Source organism: Oerskovia paurometabola, from assembly GCF_016907365.1.
Taxonomy (GTDB): Bacteria; Actinomycetota; Actinomycetes; order Actinomycetales; family Cellulomonadaceae; genus Oerskovia; species Oerskovia paurometabola.
In genome coordinates this window covers 2,256,473-2,274,988 of sequence record NZ_JAFBBV010000001.1, presented here as the reverse complement: position 1 = coordinate 2,274,988, position 18,516 = coordinate 2,256,473, and the positions used below count along the sequence as shown (strand labels likewise).

Below are 18,516 nucleotides of genomic sequence, written 5' to 3'. Positions count from 1 at the left end.
GGGCGACGGCGGCGACCGACTGCGCGTTCGCAACGGTTGAATGTCGGAAACCGACCGTTTGTCCGGCACCACAACCGCAGCCGCGACACGCCGAAAGAAAGTGTCGCAGAACTAGTGTCCGAGAACCCCTGGTGTCGCAGAACGCGGCCCGGGGTTTTCGCTACCGTCAACGCCATGGCTCACACCTACGGCTACGCCCGCGTCTCGACGACCGCGCAGAGCCTCGACGCCCAGAGCGATGCCTTTACCGGGCCGGGCGGCGTCGACGAGCGCGACGTCGTCGTCGAGAGGGCATCCAGCACCCGCGAAGGAGACACCCTCGTCGTCACCAAGCTCGACCGCCTCGGACGCTCCGCCGCCCACCTCGTGCGCGACCTCGACGAGCGCGCCATCACCCTGCGATCGCCGCCGTCGCACAGATGGAAGCCGACCTCGCCCGCGAACGCACCCTCGACGGCCTCGCCGCCGCCAAAGCCCGCGGTCGGGTTGGCGGCCGTCCAACCGTCATGTCGCGCGAATGCATCGACGCCGCTCGTGTCGCCCTCGCCGACGGTCAGTCCCGAGCTGCAGTCGCCCGTGCCATATTGGTTTCCCGAGACACCCTCTACAGGCACCTGGCGATGCTCGAGACCGGCCACGGCGCGGCATGACTCAGCGTCCCCGAGTCTGTCTGCGCTGTCAGGGACGGATCGGGTGGGAGAAACGTCGCGACGCGCTCTACTGCTCGAGCAGTTGCAAGCAGGCGGCGTACCACGAGCGGGCTGGTCTCCCGATCGAACGATGGCGCGTGCTCATAGGAAGCGTTGGTTGGGCCAGCGGCCTAGACGACTTGCCTTCGGACGACTGGGGCGCGCAGGTCTTCGTTGTTGCGTACAGCCGGACGACCCAGTACAAGCTCTGCGACTATCCCATCGAAAACGACGAAGCCCCTTATGAACACATCGCGATCCCGCTACACCACTTGCCGCGACTCGTTCGTACGTCGTTGCGGCCAATGAGCGGCCCAGTTCCGTCAGCGCGGCCATCGGCGGCTATTCGACGACTCTCACGTTCGTCGCCCGCGCCTCGGCGCTGTCGATAGCCCAAGCACCAAGCGTGCACTCCCCTGTGGCGCGCCAAGCGACGATCACGCTGATGAACCGGCGGAAGCCCAGTTCCGGGTCCTGGACGTGAGCCGCGTACGACCCCAGGTCGAGGCCACTCGGCATCGGTCGGCCAAGGGGATGCGTATGCCACTCACCAACCCATTGCGAGCGGTCACGCTCCCACGCCAACAGCGCAAGCATCCGCGCATGACTCAGGTCACGCAGAAAGAACCTGGGCTCACGCACCGCGAGCGGCCCTGGCGAACCGGCCCCAGTCAGGTGAGTAGCACTAGCACCTTCCTCCTCGTGTCCGAGAAGGATGCCGCCCGTCTCCAGGGTGCTGCCGCCAGCGGCCGCTTCGTCCAGCATCCCCTGAAGAACTGGTCGCGGAAAGACGACCGTCCAGGCTTGCGGAATCGCGCTCATCTTGACTCGCATGTCCAGCAACCAGGTAGCGGTGGGTGGGCTGGATACCAGGTCACCATTCCGAGGGCCGGAGCGTCGAACGGCGCCGCAAGTTCGTTCCCCGAACGTAACGCCAGAACCGCGTGCTCACCGGGCAACCGTTGATCGCCATGTCCACGCGCCTCTAGCAAAGTAGCCGCAGCGCTCTTCGCGGCGAGGTCGGCCACTAGTCGCAGATCGGGACCTACTGCAGTCATCGGCTTGTGGAGCAATCCCGTGCCATAGTCGAGTTCCTGATCTCCCTCCGCGTCGATAGCGCCCTGCTCCTCCAGAGCGCGGCGCTGGCACATCAGACACCCGTGGCGAGGGCCGGGCCGAAGGCGCAGCACTTCCCCAACCCCGCCATCGTCCAGGACGCACGCAAGAACCGCAGGTACACGTGCTGCACGGGCGAGATGGCTGACCGCCCGGCGCGGCGCGATCCCGTCAGCCGCGCACACCACGATGTCGGCGCCGTCGAGGAGCGGGCGCAGGTAGTGCGCCTCCTCGACCGCATCGAGCGTGTGACCGACGGCGCGGGTGTCCGGCCACCGATCGTTGATGCGTTCGGCAAGTGCGCTGACCTTGGTCCTACCTACGCTCTCCGGCCCGAGCAAATGGCGAACCGTGTTGTGCCACAACAGACGGTCTGGATCTACGAGGTCAATCCGCCCGACCCCGTAGGCCGCCAATGACTCGGCGACGGAGCCGCCGATGCTGCCAACACCCACGAGGACGACTCGACACTCTTGAAGGTCCGCGACCGGCCACTGCAGAGCGAGTCTGCTGATCCCGGACAACTCGGGTTCGATAGCAATTGCAAGCGGTGCAGCGCCTTCGTCGTCAACAGACCAGCCCGCGTATGTCGGCACGCCGACGAGCTTCAACTCCGTCGGCACATCCTCGACCTGGGTCACGAGCGGGTAAGCGTGCCCCCGCGGGTCGCGCACACCAGGGACGATCCGCTGGAACGCAGCGAGGGAGAACAATGACCCCGGCCGACGGGACAGGTCAAAGTGCCCCAAGTGCAGGTCCAGCGGGACGCAGCGCAGCCACTGCCCGAGCACCCTTCCGCCTGTTCGCGCCAACGCGCTGTACGACCGTAGATCGGTGACGGGCAGGACGTTCCCGTTGACCGACTCCACCGCGCTCGCCACGTAGATGTCGTCAGCTTGCGAGTGGGTGAAAAACAGGTCGCCGCCGCCCGCGCGTGAGTTCGCCATCTTGTCGATCGCCTCGCGGGTGAGCACAACGAGCGGTTGAGGTTTAGGCATCTGCCCCCCTCCCCGGCTCCGAGCCGACCATTTGGTTCGCCTCGACGGCGCACCGCACGAGGAGGTCACGGCTTTCGTCCTCAACGATGCCGCGCTCACTCATCGCCTCGACGACTCCCGCCTTCATCAGCGCGTACTCCACGTGCCACCCGCACGCCTTGAGGAGCAAGTCGCTAACCCGATCGGACGGCCTCCATGACCCAGAGGACTGCATCAGACACAGCTGGCCGCGAGGAGCGACGTGCCAGACGTTCATGCTCCGTTCGGACAGCAGCGGCGACGGGTCGATGGGGAGGATCGTGGGCGGCACGACGGGGTGCGCCGCCGAGCACAGCACATTTACGCGGAGGCCGTGCGCGAGGAGCTCGGTGAGGCCGTCGGGCTGCTCTCGCTCGAAAGGCCACAGCGGGAGTTCTCCGGTCCACAACCCTTGGTGGGGGGCGTTGACGCCAGGAGGCAATTCGAACGCTAGTCCTGGCGCCAAAGCGTGAACATCCGCAAGATCCTGCTGGAGCCGGTGCTGATCGACGTCGGTCCAGTACACAGGGGAGCTCAGGCTCACGTTCATCCCTGGGGCGTGTCTTTTACAGGCCGCGGAGCGACGACCACGGCGGGTGTGGGGTCCAGGGGGGCGGGCACTGGGAAGTCAGACCCGAACACCTCTCCCCAGAGCGAGATAGCGCGGTGCGGGTCGTTGTTGCGCACGGCCTGTTGAGCCTGCGTCGCGGTGTTGGAAGCAGAACGCAATAGGTCAGCGACGGCGTCGATGTCCAGGTCCGCCTGGATCTCCCCGCAGACCTTGGCCGGGTCTTCCACCACGCCGCCGTTCTCGAGGTGCCACGCGGCGGCGGAGAAGAACTGGGCTATTGCGGTCGGTCGGTTGCTCGCCGCAGGGAGGTACTCGAGCGCGAGCACCTCCATCACGAGTGACTTGATCTTGGTGTCCTGGCCTGCTGCCCAGGCCTTCAGCATCCGCACCGTGCTCGCGAACTTGTTCCACTCACCGTGCCGCTTCGCGACCTGCTCGATGAAGTACTCCGGGTTCGTCCAGATCCAGGTCGCGGTCGCGGACTCCGGGACAAGAAGCATGCCATCGCGGCGGAAGGCAGGCATCACGTCCACGGTGAATGCCTCGGGGTCGTTGGGGTCGTCGAGGAAGCACTTCACCGCGTGGTTCCGCGGAGAGGCAAGCCTCACACGCTTATCGAGCAGGCCGTAGCTCATCCCGAGTTGCTCGTTTACCCGAGAGCCCGTCACACTCAGCGCATCATCTGCGGACGCTCCGGACAGCCCCCAGTCGGTATGGTCGTCCTCGCTGTAGATCGCGACGAGGTCGACGTCATGGATCGGGTCCTTGTGCGTGCCTCTCGCGAGTGAGCCCGACGGCACCACCTCGACGATGTCGTCATACGCCAGAAGCGCCTCCTGGAACAGATCACGGCGACTGCGGGCTTCGGTCACCGCCTCGGGGGAGGCGTCGACGGTCTTGCGGTACTCATCGAATGCACTGCTCACGCCCACGCCTGTACTCCGATCCGCCCGCCAGTCGGGACACTGGGATACACGCTACCCACTCCCCCTGACATGCCCGCCGGAATGTCTCCGCATCGCCTTCCGAACCGGTGCCACCACACCCCGGCTTTCAGGCGAAGGTGAAGGTCGGGAAGTACTCACGACCGTCGAATTCGTAGACCGTCAGCGGCCCCGGGACGGTGTTCCACCGGTGCCCCAGGAACAACGCCGCGGCTGCAGGCGCACTCATGAACAGGTGCACACCAGTGGCACGTCGAGCCGCGCGCCGGACCTGGTCACGGACGTCGTGAACCCACTTGACCAACCACTCGGCTTCGGGAACCGACACGTCACTCGGGCCGCCGTCGGCTTTGAAGATGAGCACGTCCGAGACCGGCAGCTGGCGTGCTCGCACATACTCCAGGACGTCGTCGCCGATGTCGCCAGTCAGCGCCACGGCGACAGCCACCTCGCTCCCCAGGCCGACGCCGACTTCCGTGAGGCTCGCAATCACCGCAGTGTCCGGCTGCGCGTCGGTGCGCCAAGTGGTTCCTCGCTGGTCTGTCGAAAGGACCCAACGCCGGACATCCGGCAACTCGAAGCCGACCGCGAAGTGCGCGGCCAGGCGCATCGCGCCAGTGACGAACACTCGGCGCGTCGGGTACGCCTCGAGCTGCACCCGCACCTCCTCCAGGTCTGCGCGGAACAACGTGTTCCAGTCGTCGGCATCCATCGGGTGGTACCTGCTACGGGCATCGGCTCCGTCAAACCGATCTACCCAGTCGACCCTGGCGTGCGCATGGCGGGGGCCGCTCGGACTATCGATCGCGTCAACGGCGAGGACGAGCTGTGCGTCCTGAGCGAACATGTTGCGAGCGGCCAGGTCGTCACGCAACTGCTCACGGGTCCGGGAACCGATGGCATCTGTGACGAGCTCGCGGATGTAGGCAATGCCGAGCTCCACGGCTTCGTCGTCGTAGCGCAGGCCGGCTAAGCGCATGGGTGCAATGGCATCTTCCCGGAGCCCGGCCTCGGGTCCAGACTGGACCCACCTCATGGCAGTCAGGAAGGCGTACAACTCTTCCTCGGTGACACTCAGGTGTGCGGCCCACCGAATCCTCGCCCGCCCCGCGGCGGAACCCGAGGTCGCGGACCGAAGATCGGCTACCCGGATGCCCGCGTCCTTGTTGTCACGAAGTGCTCCCAGGATCGGGTCACTGCTGTCGATTCCTCGGTTTGTGTAGAGCGTTACGACGAACGGCCGATCTCCACAACTAAGGCTCCGCCATGTGGCGTAGAAGTGCTGCAAAGGGCTGCGACCGGCGGAGCTCACCGGGGTCGTCAACCACTTGTCGTCAACAACGCCAGACCCGGAGTTGGAGCTCTTGACCTGGAAGTACCGGTCGGGCGACGCATCTCGACGCCGTACGACGAGATCGTCAAAGTGACCACCCGAAGGATCTTCGACGGTGATGGATGCCACGCCCGGGTCGGTTAGCGCGTCGCAGGCATACCGCCACGCCAGCGCGTACTGGTACTGGTCACCACGAACTGCCGCGCTCCGCGCCGACAGACGTGCACCCGGTGTCCGTCCACCCGCCCGACCGCGACTAGCGTCTATTCCGCTGGAAGTCATGCTCGACCTCGCCCTTCGATATTCACCTCAGCACTCGGCTCCACATTCTGCCTCCCGGCAACGATGCACCATGCTCAGCCACGCGTGCGTCCCACCCGCCCGCGCAGCTCATCGGGGATGTCTGCGGTGGCTAGCCGCCGGGGTGTCGCAGCATCCAGCGGGCGTGCGAGCCCCGCCAGCCACCATCAAAGATGGCTCCAAGTTCGAATCAACCAGGACGGTGCGCCTGGGCGCGCCGTTGATCGATCATGGTGACACTCCTTGCCTCGAGGAGTCGAGCCTCGAGCTCCGAGTTGCGTTCGGTTCGACGCTGAATGACAGCAGTTGCGACACGCACCTGATTGGTCAGTTCACGATTGGTACGCCGCAGTCGTGCGTTCCGGCCAATCAGGTCGTCGTACGCCGGCACTCTTGAGAAGTTTGCGGCCCGTCTGCGTCACGGCGCCTGAGCGAGCTGCGGTGATCTCGACGACCACCTCTGGGAAGTTGCGCCGGAACGTGGTATTGCTCAGCCCGACCGCACGGGCGACGGCGAGCACGCTCGGCGCCCGGCCGTTCGTCTTCGCCCAGTCCAGGTGCTGTCGCGCGGCATCCTCGACACGACCAAGGAGTGTCGTTTCGCGTGGTGTTGTCATGACCGCTCACCCTCTGTTCCGGTCCCCATGGAGTCTAGAAGCCCGGAACCACGGCCAGGCGCAAGGCGGCTGTCCGGCATCATCTCTCGGTCGATCAGTCTGTTCGACGATGTCCTGCAGTACGCCGAGAACGTCCGGGGCGGTGTGCACGCCTTCGATGTAGTAGTTCGCTGTAACAGCTTCGGTGTTCCCCAGGACAGCGGCGGTGGCGACCTCGTACCCACCCGCCCGGAGGGCGGTGGCGACGGTGGCTCGCAACGTATGCGGGTGCAGCGACCTCGGGTCGATCCCAGCTGCTTCGAGCGCTTGCTTCAGGGAGCGTCGTGCGTTCTGAGTCTGCCAGTGGGTACCGACTCTGGTCCTGAACACTGGGTCATCCGGGTCGGCATTGTCGGGCCGCAGAAGCCGTAGCGATTCGACGGTGAACGGCGGAACGGTGATGCTGCGCATTCCGCGCTCGGACTTCGTGACCTCCTGGCGAACCGACTGGTAGCCAACCTCTACCATGGTCGCCACCACCGTCACTGTCGACCGCTCCCCCGGCCCTGTCGCAAGGTGCACGTTCCCCCACCGCAATGCGAGTGCCTCCCCGATTCGCATCCCGGATCCAAGGAGCAGATCGACCAGCACGGCCAGATTGAGGGACGGGGCGGGCCCGAGACGCCTCGCCGAGTCAGCACGCCATCGGCGCGCGGCGTCCCGCAGAGCGTGGATCTCGTCCGTGGACAACGCCCGGGGCTGGCTCCTTCTCTTGGGTGGGACAGTGGTTCGCTCGGCAACGTTCACACCCTCGATCGCACCCATGCGGATCGCGTAGTCCAGGATCCGCTTGACGAGGGACCTGCACTTGCGGCGCTTGTCATTCAGGGAATGTTCCGCACCGTCGGCACCACGGATGGACGCCAACCACTGTTCCAGCAGCGGAGTGGTCAGGTCACGCAACCTGAGTTGCCCGATGACGGGTACCACGTCGACACGCAGCAGCCGTAGGTCCTGCTCCACTGTCTGAACCCGCACCCGTCCACCAGGGGCGTGAGCCTCCTCCATGCGCAAGGTGACCCACAGGCGGGCCACCGTCTCGAGCAATGTGCTCGCAGTCAGGTCTGTGACGCTGTCAGCGCGTCCGCTGTTGGAGTAGAACTTCCTCGCCCACGCAGTGATCGCGGCGGCCGGCGAGTCTTCGGTGACCTGGATGCGATGCTCTCTCCCGTCGCTATCGCTTCCACGGGCATCGACCCTCCAGCGCCCGGTCGCGGTCTTCTTCGGGACCAGGGCACCGTGCGTGCCGGGCAAACGCTGAGGTCTTCCACCATTACGCATCATGACGACCGCCGGGTCAGGTCCAGCGGTCGATCGCCGCCAGACATCGAAACGAATGTGGGCTCCATCGTGACCAAGTGGGCCCCGTCTGGCCATCTTCCTGCCGGTACCGCAACCTGCTACCGCCACGTAGATCACACGGACTGGCGCTGGATGCGTGGAAGGGGTGGCTGGCATGGCGGGACGAGCCATGGTGGGTGGCGAGATCGCTCACGGTGAACAAGCGGTGGTTGCGGGTCATGCCGTCTCTATGCGGCGGCCCAATGGCTCCCCTCACGGCGTGTTGCCACGGGCGAGCGCGGGGACCGTCGGCCTCGCACTGGATGCCGCACCGCTGCCGAGAGCCGCAAAGTCCAGGTTTGTGGAGACGCCGCCGACGCCCTTGCACTGCCGTGACGTGACGCCACGTGCCACTTGTGGAGGCTTCCAACGACGAAGCCCAGGTCGGGAGGATGAAAAACACCTCCTGACCTGGGCTTTTGGTCGGGCTGACAGGATTTGAACCTGCGACCCCTTGACCCCCAGTCAAGTGCGCTACCAAGCTGCGCCACAGCCCGTGAGCCCCGGAGGGCTTCACCAGCCCTTCAGGGCCGAGAGAAACAATACCCCACTTTGGGCATGCTCCGTGCATCCTCGCTGGTGAGTGGCACGGGTCACGCACGTCCGGGGAGCTCCCGGCCGCGTCACAGGCCCCGTCGAGGCCGCGCCCAGCGCGCCACCAGCGCTCGACCAGGGCACCGTCAGATCCCACCCAGTCCGAGCACGCCCCCAGCACTCCCAGAAACGCCCAGGAGGGCCGCGCGAGCCTTCCGGCACGCACGGCCCTCCCGTGGGTCTCTCGACGCCTCACACGGCCCGCTGGAGCCCCACGGGCCCCGGCGGGAGGTGCGTCAGCGCTTGCGCTTCTCGCGCACGCGCACCGAGATCTCGATGGGCGTGCCCTCGAACCCGAAGGTCTCGCGCAGGCGACGCTCGATGAAGCGGCGGTAGCCGGCCTCGAGGAAGCCGGTCGCGAAGATCACGAAGCGCGGCGGGCGCGTGGACGCCTGGGTCGCGAACAGGATGCGGGGCTGCTTGCCGCCGCGCAGCGGGTGGGGGTGGGCCGCGACGAGCTCGCCCAGGAACGCGTTGAGGCGCCCGGTGGGGATGCGCTTGTCCCACGACTCGAGCGAGCGCTCGAGCGCGGGCACGAGGCGGTCGGTGTGCCAGCCGGTGCGGGCCGAGACGTTGACGCGCGGCGCCCACTGGATCTGCACGAGGTCCTTCTCGATCTCGCGCTCCAGGAAGGGGCGGCGGTCCTCGTCCATGAGGTCCCACTTGTTGTAGGCGATGACGAGGGCGCGCCCGGCGTCGACGACCTGGGAGATGACGCGCGTGTCCTGCTCGGTGAGCGGGACGGACGCGTCGACGAGCACGACGGCGACCTCGGCCTTCTCGATCGCGGCCTGGGTGCGCAGCGAGGCGTAGAAGTCGGCGCCCTTGGTCTGGTGCACGCGGCGGCGGATGCCGGCGGTGTCGACGAACCACCACGGGATGCCCTTGAGGAGCACGAGCTCGTCGACGGGGTCGCGCGTGGTGCCGGCGACGGAGTCGACGACGACGCGGTCGGCGCCCGCGACCTTGTTCAGGAGCGAGGACTTGCCGACGTTGGGGCGGCCGACGAGCGCGACGCGGCGGGGGCCGGACGGCAGGACGACGGCGTGCTCGGAGACGAGGGGCAGCGCCTCCATGGCGGCGTCGAGCAGGTCACCGGTGCCGCGCCCGTGCAGGGCGGAGACGGGGTGCGGCTCGCCGAGGCCCAGGCTCCAGAGCTCGGTCGCGTCGGCCTCGCCGCGTGCGCCGTCGACCTTGTTGGCGCACAGCACGACGGGCTTGCCGGACTTGCGGAGCAGCTTCACGACGCGCTCGTCCGTGGCCGTGGGGCCCACGGTCGCGTCGACGACGAACACGACGGCGTCCGAGAGCGCGATCGCGACCTCGGCCTGCTCGGCGACGCGCGCCTCGATGCCGGCGACGTCGACCTCCCAGCCGCCCGTGTCGACGAGCGTGAACTGGCGTCCGGCCCACTCGGCCGGGTAGGAGACGCGGTCGCGCGTGACGCCGGGCTTGTCCTCGGTCACGGCCTCGCGGCGGCCGAGGATGCGGTTGACGAGCGTCGACTTGCCCACGTTGGGGCGGCCGACGATCGCGAGGACCGGCAGCGGCGCGGCAGGGACGTCGTCGGCAGAGTCGTAGTCGTCGCCGGACAGGAGCGCCATGTCCTCGTCGGCGAGCTCGTAGTCCTCGAGGCCGGCGCGCAGGGCGCGCTCGCGGGTCTCGTCGTCCTGCTCGTCCCCCTCGGCGGCGAGCAGTGGTTCGGTGGTGTCCTCGGGCTGCCCGACGACGTCGCTCGCCTGGTCGATCGTCTCACCGGGGGTCTGCGACACCTCGTCGAGGGATGCCTGGGCATCGGGCTGTGCGTGGTCGGGTGTGGTCATGGCGACCATTCTCCCAGCAACCGGGCAGTTCTCCGAACGAGGACCGCGCGCGACACGCCCGGAGTGCACGACGTCACTGCGCGGGGCGTCCTCCGGGGTGGAGGCGGTCGGGTCCGTCGACCGGCAGCGCGATGCCCGAGCGGTCCACGGCGCCGGTCACGAGCGTCGCGAGCGCGGCCCGGATCTGCTCGTTCGCGGCGTCGAGGGCGGCCTTGCCGCGCACGCCGTCGGCCTTGTCGACGACCACGGGCGCGCCGAACTCGACGTACAGGTGGCGACGGAGACCGGGGATGCGGTTGACGCCGTCACCGGTGCGACGCGTGCCGAGCACGGCGACGGGGACCACGGGCGCGTGGCCGTTGAGCGCGAGCCAGGCCACGCCGGCGCGCGCGGACGTGGCGTCGCCGCGCCCGCGGTTGCCCTCGGGGAACACGCCCACTCCCCCGTCGCGCCGCAGGACCGCGAGCGCCGTCACGAGGGCCGATCGTCCGCCGCGGCGGTCGACGGGGATCTGCCCGGCCGCGCGCAGGATCCACCCGATCGGGCCGACGAACATCTCCTCCTTGACGAGGACGTGCAGGGGCCGGGGTGCGACGCCCAGCACGAGGGGTCCGTCGACGAGGCCCGTGTGGTTGGCGGCCAGCAGGACGGGTCCTGTGGCGGGGACGCGGTCGGCCCCGACCACACGGGTGTCCCAGATCACACGTGCGAGGAAGCGCCCCACCCACCGGGACCAGGCGGGCCCGGTGGGAGAGGGGACGTGCGGGATGCTCACCGAGCGGTCCCCTCGCCCCCTGCGGCGGTGGTGGCCGTGGCGTGCTCGACGACGTCGAGCACGGCCTGGACGGTCTGCTCGAAGTCGAGGTCGGACGAGTCGACCGTCACGACGCCGTCGGCCGCGACGTGGAACTGCGAGACGGTCGAGTCGTCACGGTCGCGGCGCAGCACCTGGTCCTTGGTGGCCTCGACGGCAGCCGCGTCGGCCGCGCCGTGGACCTCGAGCGAGCGGCGGGCCAGGCGCGCCTCCTCGCTCGCGGTGAGCAGGATGCGCACGTCGGCGTCGGGGGCGACGACAGTCGTGATGTCGCGCCCCTCGGCGACGATGCCGCGCCCACCGGAGAAGCTCGTGCCGGCGCTCTCCGAGGACGCCACGGACGCCGAGGAAGCCGACGCCGACGACTCTGCCGCGATGATGACGCGCTGCAGGCGCCGCAGCTCGGCGCGGACCGCGAGGTTCGTGGCCACCGCGCTCACGGCCGTGGAGATCTCGGTGGTGCGGATCGCCTCGCCGACGTCGGTGCCGTCGACGTGCACGGTCGGCGCGGCCGGGTCGATGCCCATGACGAGCGGCATGACGTCGACGGCCGCGGCGACCGCGGCCTGGTCGGCGAGGTCGACGCCCTCCTCGAGGCACCACCAGGTCGCGGCGCGGTACATCGCGCCCGTGTCCAGGTAGGCGGTGCCGAGGCGCTGCGCGACGGCCCGCGACACGCTCGACTTGCCGGACCCGGAGGGCCCGTCGATCGCGACGACCAGCCCGCGCCCCTCGGCACGGGTACCGTCCGCGCTCACTGGGCCAGGTCCTTGCGCAGCGACGTCGCCCCGTGCAGGTACACGTGCTGGACGTCGGCCCGCGGCACGTCGACCTCGGCGTGCGCCATGAGCCGCACCACGCGGGGCAGCGCCCCGGGCACGCCGATCTCGACCGCGCACATGAGGGGCACGTCGCCGAGCCCCATCTCGCGGGCGGCGGCGGCCGGGAAGTCCGCCACGAGGTCGGGCGTGCAGGTGAAGAAGATCGAGATGAGCGACGCGGTGTCGATCTCGTTGGCGTCGAGGACGGCCTGGACGAGCTCGCGCGTGCGGTCGAAGAGGTGCTCGCGCTCGTCGACGTCGAGCTGCGTGGCGCCCCGGATGGCCCGGACGGGCATGGGTACTCCTTCGTACGGGAGGGTCGGGTCGAGCGTAGCGCCGCCCCGGGAGCGCGTGAAGACGCGGCTCCCGGGGCGGGAGGGGTGCTAGAGCCCGACCTCGCTCATGAGGGTGCCGAGCTCGGTGCGGCCCAGGACGCGGGTAGCGCCGGGGCGCAGGTTGCCCAGGTGGATCGAGCCGATGCGGGTGCGCACAAGCCGGGTCACGGGGTGGCCGAGCTCCTCGAACATGCGGCGCACGATGCGGTGGCGGCCCTCGTGGAGCACGACCTCGACCATGCTGGCCTGCGGGGTCGTGTCGACCACGCGGTAGCGGTCGACCTTGGCCGGGCCGTCCTCGAGCTCGATGCCGTGGAGCAGCTTGTTCGCGACGTTGCCCGCGACGCGGCCCTCGACCGACACGAGGTAGGTCTTGGAGACCTCGTACTTGGGGTGCGAGAGACGGTTGGCGAGCTCGCCGTCGTTCGTCAGGAGCAGCAGGCCCTCGCTGTCGGCGTCGAGGCGCCCGACGTGGAAGAGGCGCTCGGGGCGCGTCGCGACGAACTGCGTGAGCGCGGGGCGGCCCTCGGGGTCGTGCATCGTGGAGACGACGCCGAGCGGCTTGTTGAGCGCGATCGTCACGAGCGACTGGTCGAGCTGGACGCGCATGCCGTCGACGTGGATCACGGCCTTCTCGGGGTCGACGCGGACGCCGAGCTCGCGCACCACGACGCCGTCGACCTCGACGCGGCCCGCGGCGATGAGGTCCTCGCACGCGCGGCGCGAGCCCAGGCCTGCGGTCGCGAGGACCTTCTGGAGACGCACGCCGTCGGCGACGTGGACGTCGCGCTGCGGTCCCTTGGGCGCGGCCGGACGGCGCGGCGGCTTGCTCTTGCCTGCCTGCGGGTCGCCGGCCCATCCGCGGCCCGCTCCGGAGCGGGGGGCCGAGGAGCGCTGACCTGCCGGCCGGCCACCGCCTGCGTGACCACTGCCCGGTCGACCGGTGCCCGAGGAGTTCTCGGACCGCTGTCCTCGGGCGGCCGGTCGGCCACCCTCGCGTGCGCTGCTCATGATGTTCCTTCGTCGTTCGTGCTGGGTCGAGCGCCGTCGGGCAGGGCCGGCGTCCGCGGCTGTGCGCGGTCGCTCCCACCCCCGGACGCTCCGAGTGTGCTGTCGGCGGCGTCGACGATGGAGTCGACGTCCGGCAGGTGCGGCGCGAGGGCGGGGAGCTCGTCGAGCGACGAGAAGCCCATGCGCTCCATGAAGTATCCCGTGGTTCCGTACAGGACCGCACCCGTCGAGGGATCCTGGCCGACCTCCGCGACGAGCCCGCGGGTCGTGAGCGTCCGTACGACGCCGTCCACGTTCACGCCGCGCACGGCCGAGATCTGGCCGCGCGTGACCGGTTGACGGTACGCGACGACCGCGAGGGTCTCCAAAGCGGCCTGCGTCAGGCGCGCGCTCTGGCCCTCCAGGAGGAAGCGCCCGACGACGTCCGCGAACACCGGCGCCGAGTACACGCGCCACCCGCCGCCCGCCTGGCGCAGCTCGAAACCGCGGGGCCGTCCGCCCAGCTCGCCGCGGTACTCGGCCGACAGCTCGCCCAGCAGGTCCTCGACCTCGCGCTGGGGCAGACCGAGGGCGGTCGCGAGCTGGACCGCGGGGATGGGCTCGTCGGCGACCATGAGCACGGCTTCGAGGGCCGCGAGCGCCCCGCCCGGCAGGTGCTCGGCGCTGAACGCGGGCGCGTCGTCCGTCTCTGCGCCGCGCGCAGCGAGTGCGGCGTCCGCGGTGTCCTGGGTCATGCTCTCCTCGTTCATGGGTCCGTCCGTGTCGTGGGGTGCACGACCGTGGCAGGGGGGACGTCGGTGTCGTCGGCGTCGAACTCCCCGCCCACGGCATCGAGCGAAGCGCCGTCCTCGTCGTCCGCACCGTCGCTGCCCGTCCACCGGACCGTGAGCTCGCCCAGCGCCTCGACCTGCTCGAACGCGACGAGCCCCTCGCGGAAGAGCTCGAGCAGCGCCAGGAAGCGCGCGACGACGACGAGCGTCTCGCCGGCGTCCGCGACGAGCACGCGGAACGATGCGGCCCCCTCCCGCCGCAGCAGCCCGACGACGAGGCTCGCCTGCTCGCGCACGCTCACCGCGGGCGCGTGCAGGTGGGTCAGAGACACCCCGGGCGGCGGCGGCTTGGGCTCCATGGCCTTCGCCGCGAGCGCCGCGAGCTGCTCGGGGCCGAGCTTCCACACGAGCTCGGGCAGCATGGCCGCGAGGTGCGGCTCGAGCTGCACGATGCGCGGGAAGCGGCGCCCCTCTGTCGCGAGCCGGTCCGCGATGACCGCGGAGACCTGCTTGTAGGCGCGGTACTGCAGGAGCCGCGCGAACAGGAGGTCGCGGGCCTCGAGCAGCTCGAGGTCCTCGGCGCTCTCGACGTCCCCGGTGGGCAGCAGGCGGGCGGCCTTGAGGTCGAGCAGGGTCGCGGCCACGAGCAGGAACTCGCTCGCGGTGCCGAGGTCCCAGCCAGGGTGCCCGCCGCGCCCCGGACGGGGGCGACGTGACCTGGCGACGGGAGCGCCGGCGTCGGGCACCGCTCCCCCGGGCGGGACCGGACCCGTCTCCGCGCGCGCGGCCTCCTCGGCCTCGCGCGCGAGGCGTTCGGCCGTGCGGATGTACGCGATGAACTCGTCGGTGACCTGCGCGAGAGCGATCTCGGTGATGTCGAGCTTGTGCTTCGCGATGAGCGAGAGCAGGAGGTCGAACGGGCCCGAGAAGTTCTCGAGGTGCACCTCGAAGGCCGGGTTGCCGTTCCGGTCGGTCGCCGGGGCCGGGAGTGGCGCCTCCGAAGCGTCCTGCGCGTCGGTCGACGGTGAGGCGGGCTGCTCGTCCTGCGGGTCGGCGGCCCGGGTGGCCGCCGGTGCGGTGTCAGGCAGCGTCGCCACGGGCGACCAGCTCGCGGGCGAGCTGACGGTAGGCCACCGCACCCGGGTGGGACGGCGCGTAGACCGTGATGGGCTCGGCCGCGACCGACGCGTCGGGGAACTTCACGGTCCGCCCGATCACGGTGTGCAGGAGCTTGTCACCGAAGGCCTCGTGCACGCGCGCCACGACCTCGCGCGAGTGCAGGGTGCGCGAGTCGAACATGGTCGCGAGGATCCCGTCGACCTCGAGGCGCGGGTTGAGGCGGTCGCGGACCTTCTCGATGGTCTCGACGAGCAGCGCGACGCCGCGCAGCGCGAAGAACTCGCACTCGAGCGGGATGAGCACCCCGTGCGCCGCGGTGAGCGCGTTGACCGTCAGCAGCCCCAGGGAGGGCTGGCAGTCGACGAGGATCACGTCGTACTCGTCCTGCACGGGGCGCAGGACCCTGGCCAGGACGGACTCGCGCGCGACCTCGCCCACGAGCTGGACCTCGGCCGCAGACAGGTCGATGTTCGCGGGGAGCACGTCGAGCCCCTCGACGGCCGTCGGCACGATGACCTCACGGATGTCCGCGCCACGCTCCATGAGCAGGTTGTAGACCGTGCGGTCGAGCTCGTGCGGGTTGACGCCGAGGCCCACCGACGCGGCGCCCTGCGGGTCGAAGTCCACGAGCAGGACCTTGCGCCCGTACTCGGCCAGCGTCGCGCCCAGGTTGATGGTCGTGGTCGTCTTGCCGACCCCGCCCTTCTGGTTGCACATCGCGATGATGCGTCCCGGCCCGTGCGTCGCGAGCCGCGCCGGCACGGGGAACTCGGGGATCTCGCGGCCGACCGGATCGACGCGGGGGGCGTTGTCGGGTGCGACGGACGCACCACCGTCGGCGGCGCCTGCGGCCGTGGCGACGCGTGCGTCGTACGGTCCGGCGGCGTCCTGGATCTCGCTCGGGGCCTGGCTGCTCACGTCCGCCACGGTACCCCAGGGGCTCGCGCACGACGCGTGCACGCGCCGGAGTGGCGCGAACCCGCGCGGCACGCCGAGGGTCAGCCCAGCGCCCGCGGGTGGGCCGACGCGTAGACCTCGCGCAGCGTCTCGCGCGTCACGAGCGTGTAGATCTGCGTCGTCGTGACCGACGCGTGCCCCAGGAGCTCCTGGACCACGCGCACGTCGGCGCCGCCCGCGAGCAGGTGCGTCGCGAACGAGTGGCGCAGCGTGTGCGGCGAGATCCGCTCGGGGTGCTCGAGCCCCGCGCGCTCGGCCGCGGTGCGCAGGACGGCCCACGCGCTCTGCCGGCTCAGGCGCGCGCCGCGCGTGTTGAGGAACACCGCGGGCGTCCCGCGTCCCGTCGCGGACAGTGCCGGGCGCCCCCGCACGAGGTACGCGTCGAGGGCTCGCACCGCGTACGACCCCACGGGCACGACGCGCTCCTTGGCCCCCTTGCCGAACAGCCGCACGGCCCCCGAGCCCAGGTCGAGGTCGTCGACGTCGAGGCTCACGGCCTCCGAGATGCGGGCACCCGTGGAGTACACGAGCTCGAGCAGCGCGCGGTCCCGCAGCGGTCCCGGCCCCTCCCCCGCGCCGGCGGCCTCGAGGATGGCCTCGACCTCCTCGGTCGAGATGGCCTTGGGCAGCCGCTTGCCCTGCGCGGGCGGGCGCACCTCGGCCGACGGGTCGGAGTCGGTGTGCCCCTCGAGCGCGCAGAACCGGTGCCAGCCGCGCACCGCGGCCACCGAGCGGGCCGTCGACGACGGCGAGAGGAGAGCGGCGCCGTCGGCTCCCGTGCGGACCGTGGTGACGTACTCCGCGACGTCGGCCGGCGTCACGTCGGCGGGTTCCGTCCTGCCCCGGGCCGCGAGGTAGGCGGCGTACCGGGCGAGGTCACGCCGGTAGGCCGCGACGGTGTTCTGGGACAGCCCGCGCTCGACCGTCAGGTGCGCGAGGTACTCGCGGACGGCCCGGTCGAGGGCCGCGGGCAGCGGTGGGGCTGCAGGGGTCTCCGGGGTCGCGGGCCCCTCAGGCACGTCCTGCCCGACGACGAGCGCAGGCTCCCCCGCAGCGGCGCGCGTCATCGCGCACCGGCTGCTGGGTGGTCGGTCATCCCGTGCGTCCCGGGTCGGCCGTCAGAAGGGGAGGAACACGTCGACCGCGACCGCGACGAACAGCAGGGTCAGGTACGTGATCGAGGCGTGGAACACCTTCATGGCCCCGAGCTTGCCCTTGGTCGGGTCGTTCGCCCGGCGCAGCATCATGACGCACAGCGCCAGGAACCAGGCGCCGAGACCGATCGCGACCACGCCGTAGACCCAGGTCATGGGCGCGAGCCACCACAGGGCGAGCGACGAGGCGATCATGGCGACCGTGTAGCCGATCATCTCGCGGGCGACCTTGCGGTTGTCGGCGACGACGGGAAGCATCGGGACGCCCGCGTTGGCGTAGTCCTTCTTGAACTTGATCGACAGCGGCCAGTAGTGCGGCGGCGTCCAGAAGAAGATCACGAGGAACAGCGCGACCGCGGACCAGCTGAGCGAGCCGGTGACCGCGGACCAGCCGATGAAGACCGGCATGCAGCCCGCGATGCCGCCCCACACGATGTTCTGCGGCGTGCGGCGCTTGAGGATCATGGTGTAGCCGACGACGTAGATCGCGATGGCCGCGAACGTGAGCCAGGCCGAGGGGGCGTTGACCAGCAGCGCGAACCACAGCAGCGCGATCACGCCGAGCGCCGTCGCGAACACCAGCGCAGCACGCGGCGAGATCTCGCCCGTGACGAGCGGGCGCCGCTTGGTGCGGTTCATGAGCTCGTCGATGTCGCGGTCGATGTAGCAGTTGAAGACGTTGGCCGACGCCGCGGCGAGCGTGCCGCCGACGAGCGTCTTGACGACCAGCCAGAAGTCCGGGAAACCGCCCTGGGCGAGGATCATGGTGGGCAGCGTCGTCACGAGCAGGAGCTCGATGATGCGCGGCTTCGTCAGGGCGATGTACGCACCGATCGTGCTGCGGATCCCCGCGACGGCGCTGCCGTCCGCGGCGACCCGTGACTGTCCGGCGACCTGCGCGGTCGCGGCAGGACGAGACGGAAGACCCGTCTCGTCGATCGGTGCCTGGCTCGTGGTGTGCACGCGCTTCGGGGTTCCGTTCTGGCGAGGAAAGCTGGGGGGCGTCGTCCGGCAGTCGGTGCGTGTCGGCTCCGACCCGCTGGACATCCGTCCTATGTTACGTCGGCCCCTCCGTCGCCGCCGCCTTCCGGCTCGTGCAAAAGTGTGAGATCCGACCGAAATCCACGTGGTGGGCGGGGCAGGGCGCCGTCC

The 18,516-nt window shown here is 69.9% G+C and carries 18 protein-coding genes, 1 tRNA gene and 1 pseudogene; 2 read left to right on the top strand and 18 right to left on the bottom strand.

Annotated features, from left to right (window positions below):
* Window positions 1–174: 174 nt before the first annotated feature.
* Window positions 175–336, top strand: a pseudogene (locus JOD48_RS20300) (recombinase family protein); the annotation flags it as partial.
* 83 nt (window positions 337–419) lie between these two features.
* The gene (locus tag JOD48_RS10160; RefSeq protein WP_204808843.1) at window positions 420–650 is read left to right on the top strand and encodes a helix-turn-helix domain-containing protein; all 231 of its coding nucleotides are present in this window, start codon (window positions 420–422) and stop codon (window positions 648–650) included.
* Between the two features lie 381 nt (window positions 651–1,031).
* Here the strand turns inward: JOD48_RS10160 and JOD48_RS10155 are convergent, their stop codons facing one another.
* From JOD48_RS10155 to JOD48_RS10070, 18 genes are all read right to left on the bottom strand, one after another.
* Complete coding sequence (locus JOD48_RS10155) at window positions 1,032–1,511, bottom strand: Mov34/MPN/PAD-1 family protein (RefSeq protein ID WP_204808841.1); 480 nt, start codon at window positions 1,509–1,511, stop codon at window positions 1,032–1,034.
* Window positions 1,508–2,779, bottom strand: a complete 1,272-nt coding sequence (locus JOD48_RS10150) for a HesA/MoeB/ThiF family protein (RefSeq protein WP_204808839.1) — start codon at window positions 2,777–2,779, stop codon at window positions 1,508–1,510. The genes JOD48_RS10155 and JOD48_RS10150 overlap by 4 nt, the downstream gene beginning before the upstream one ends.
* A gap of 16 nt (window positions 2,780–2,795) precedes the next feature.
* On the bottom strand, window positions 2,796–3,365 hold the full coding sequence (locus JOD48_RS10145) for a hypothetical protein (protein WP_307824087.1): 570 nt from the start codon (window positions 3,363–3,365) through the stop codon (window positions 2,796–2,798).
* Window positions 3,366–3,367: 2 nt separating this feature from the next.
* Window positions 3,368–4,318, bottom strand: a complete 951-nt coding sequence (locus tag JOD48_RS10140; RefSeq protein ID WP_239527378.1) for a nucleotidyltransferase — start codon at window positions 4,316–4,318, stop codon at window positions 3,368–3,370.
* 127 nt (window positions 4,319–4,445) lie between these two features.
* On the bottom strand, window positions 4,446–5,798 hold the full coding sequence (locus JOD48_RS20150; protein ID WP_204808833.1) for an SAVED domain-containing protein: 1,353 nt from the start codon (window positions 5,796–5,798) through the stop codon (window positions 4,446–4,448).
* Between the two features lie 503 nt (window positions 5,799–6,301).
* Complete coding sequence (locus tag JOD48_RS10130; RefSeq protein WP_204808831.1) at window positions 6,302–6,586, bottom strand: hypothetical protein; 285 nt, start codon at window positions 6,584–6,586, stop codon at window positions 6,302–6,304.
* A 6-nt stretch (window positions 6,587–6,592) separates the two neighbouring features.
* Complete coding sequence (locus tag JOD48_RS10125) at window positions 6,593–7,879, bottom strand: tyrosine-type recombinase/integrase (protein ID WP_204808829.1); 1,287 nt, start codon at window positions 7,877–7,879, stop codon at window positions 6,593–6,595.
* A gap of 507 nt (window positions 7,880–8,386) precedes the next feature.
* Window positions 8,387–8,463, bottom strand: a tRNA-Pro gene (locus tag JOD48_RS10120).
* A gap of 333 nt (window positions 8,464–8,796) precedes the next feature.
* A complete protein-coding gene (der, locus tag JOD48_RS10115) occupies window positions 8,797–10,383 on the bottom strand; it encodes a ribosome biogenesis GTPase Der (RefSeq protein ID WP_191790352.1) in 1,587 nt (528 codons plus the stop codon).
* Between the two features lie 73 nt (window positions 10,384–10,456).
* The gene (locus tag JOD48_RS10110; protein ID WP_204808827.1) at window positions 10,457–11,158 is read right to left on the bottom strand and encodes a lysophospholipid acyltransferase family protein; all 702 of its coding nucleotides are present in this window, start codon (window positions 11,156–11,158) and stop codon (window positions 10,457–10,459) included.
* On the bottom strand, window positions 11,155–11,955 hold the full coding sequence (locus JOD48_RS10105; protein ID WP_307824086.1) for a (d)CMP kinase: 801 nt from the start codon (window positions 11,953–11,955) through the stop codon (window positions 11,155–11,157). Before JOD48_RS10105 ends, JOD48_RS10110 begins: the two co-directional genes overlap by 4 nt.
* A complete protein-coding gene (gene aroH, locus JOD48_RS10100) occupies window positions 11,952–12,314 on the bottom strand; it encodes a chorismate mutase (protein WP_191790349.1) in 363 nt (120 codons plus the stop codon). The genes JOD48_RS10105 and aroH overlap by 4 nt, the downstream gene beginning before the upstream one ends.
* 87 nt (window positions 12,315–12,401) lie before the next feature.
* Window positions 12,402–13,364: a pseudouridine synthase gene (locus tag JOD48_RS10095; RefSeq protein ID WP_138824506.1), complete on the bottom strand. Its 963-nt coding sequence runs from the start codon at window positions 13,362–13,364 to the stop codon at window positions 12,402–12,404.
* Window positions 13,361–14,098 (bottom strand): SMC-Scp complex subunit ScpB, encoded by a 738-nt coding sequence (gene scpB, locus JOD48_RS10090; protein WP_204808826.1) that lies wholly within the window; start codon window positions 14,096–14,098, stop codon window positions 13,361–13,363. The genes JOD48_RS10095 and scpB overlap by 4 nt, the downstream gene beginning before the upstream one ends.
* A gap of 11 nt (window positions 14,099–14,109) precedes the next feature.
* A complete protein-coding gene (locus tag JOD48_RS10085; protein ID WP_372440723.1) occupies window positions 14,110–15,231 on the bottom strand; it encodes a segregation and condensation protein A in 1,122 nt (373 codons plus the stop codon).
* A complete protein-coding gene (locus JOD48_RS10080) occupies window positions 15,215–16,030 on the bottom strand; it encodes a ParA family protein (RefSeq protein WP_307824295.1) in 816 nt (271 codons plus the stop codon). The genes JOD48_RS10085 and JOD48_RS10080 overlap by 17 nt, the downstream gene beginning before the upstream one ends.
* 221 nt (window positions 16,031–16,251) lie before the next feature.
* A complete protein-coding gene (xerD, locus tag JOD48_RS10075; RefSeq protein WP_204808824.1) occupies window positions 16,252–17,277 on the bottom strand; it encodes a site-specific tyrosine recombinase XerD in 1,026 nt (341 codons plus the stop codon).
* A 51-nt stretch (window positions 17,278–17,328) separates the two neighbouring features.
* Entirely contained in the window at window positions 17,329–18,327 is a 999-nt protein-coding gene (locus tag JOD48_RS10070) for a heme o synthase (RefSeq protein ID WP_307824085.1), read from the bottom strand.
* Window positions 18,328–18,516 lie beyond the last annotated feature (189 nt).

Coding starts and splice junctions, on each gene's coding strand:
- der (WP_191790352.1), bottom strand. CDS start 10,383: ATGACCACACCCGACCACGCACAGCCCGATGCCCAGGCATCCCTCGAC.
- JOD48_RS10160 (WP_204808843.1), top strand. CDS start 420: ATGGAAGCCGACCTCGCCCGCGAACGCACCCTCGACGGCCTCGCCGCC.
- scpB (WP_204808826.1), bottom strand. CDS start 14,098: ATGACCCAGGACACCGCGGACGCCGCACTCGCTGCGCGCGGCGCAGAG.
- aroH (WP_191790349.1), bottom strand. CDS start 12,314: ATGCCCGTCCGGGCCATCCGGGGCGCCACGCAGCTCGACGTCGACGAG.
- JOD48_RS10155 (WP_204808841.1), bottom strand. CDS start 1,511: ATGAGCGCGATTCCGCAAGCCTGGACGGTCGTCTTTCCGCGACCAGTT.
- JOD48_RS10095 (WP_138824506.1), bottom strand. CDS start 13,364: ATGAGCAGCGCACGCGAGGGTGGCCGACCGGCCGCCCGAGGACAGCGG.
- xerD (WP_204808824.1), bottom strand. CDS start 17,277: ATGACGCGCGCCGCTGCGGGGGAGCCTGCGCTCGTCGTCGGGCAGGAC.
- JOD48_RS10130 (WP_204808831.1), bottom strand. CDS start 6,586: ATGACAACACCACGCGAAACGACACTCCTTGGTCGTGTCGAGGATGCC.